General features: G+C 51.7%; 1 rRNA gene. It reads right to left on the bottom strand.

Annotated elements, in window-relative coordinates:
- Window positions 1–454 (bottom strand): 16S ribosomal RNA (locus tag C6A40_RS24815); the annotation flags it as partial.
- Between the last annotated feature and the right edge of the window lie 148 nt (window positions 455–602).

Raw genomic sequence — 602 nt, 5'->3', positions numbered from 1 at the left:
CCTTCCTCCCCGCTGAAAGTACTTTACAACCCGAAGGCCTTCTTCATACACGCGGCATGGCTGCATCAGGCTTGCGCCCATTGTGCAATATTCCCCACTGCTGCCTCCCGTAGGAGTCTGGACCGTGTCTCAGTTCCAGTGTGGCTGGTCATCCTCTCAGACCAGCTAGGGATCGTCGCCTAGGTGAGCCGTTACCCCACCTACTAGCTAATCCCATCTGGGCACATCTGATGGCAAGAGGCCCGAAGGTCCCCCTCTTTGGTCTTGCGACGTTATGCGGTATTAGCTACCGTTTCCAGTAGTTATCCCCCTCCATCAGGCAGTTTCCCAGACATTACTCACCCGTCCGCCGCTCGCCGGCAAAGTAGCAAGCTACTTTCCGCTGCCGCTCGACTTGCATGTGTTAGGCCTGCCGCCAGCGTTCAATCTGAGCCATGATCAAACTCTTCAATTTAAGTTTGATGCTCGTGAATTAAACTTCGTAATGAATTACGCATGTTCACTCAGAGACTTGGTATTCATTTTTCGTCCGAGGACGTTAAGAATCCATGTCACTTTGAGTGCCCACACAGATTGTCTGATAAATTGTTAAAGAGCAGTGC

The sequence above is a fragment of the Enterobacter sp. GER_MD16_1505_Eko_090 genome (assembly GCF_003331015.1).
In the GTDB taxonomy this organism is placed as follows: Bacteria; Pseudomonadota; Gammaproteobacteria; order Enterobacterales; family Enterobacteriaceae; genus Enterobacter; species Enterobacter roggenkampii.
The sequence above is the reverse complement of the archived record's forward strand: the minus strand, read 5'-3'. Positions and strand labels throughout refer to the sequence as shown.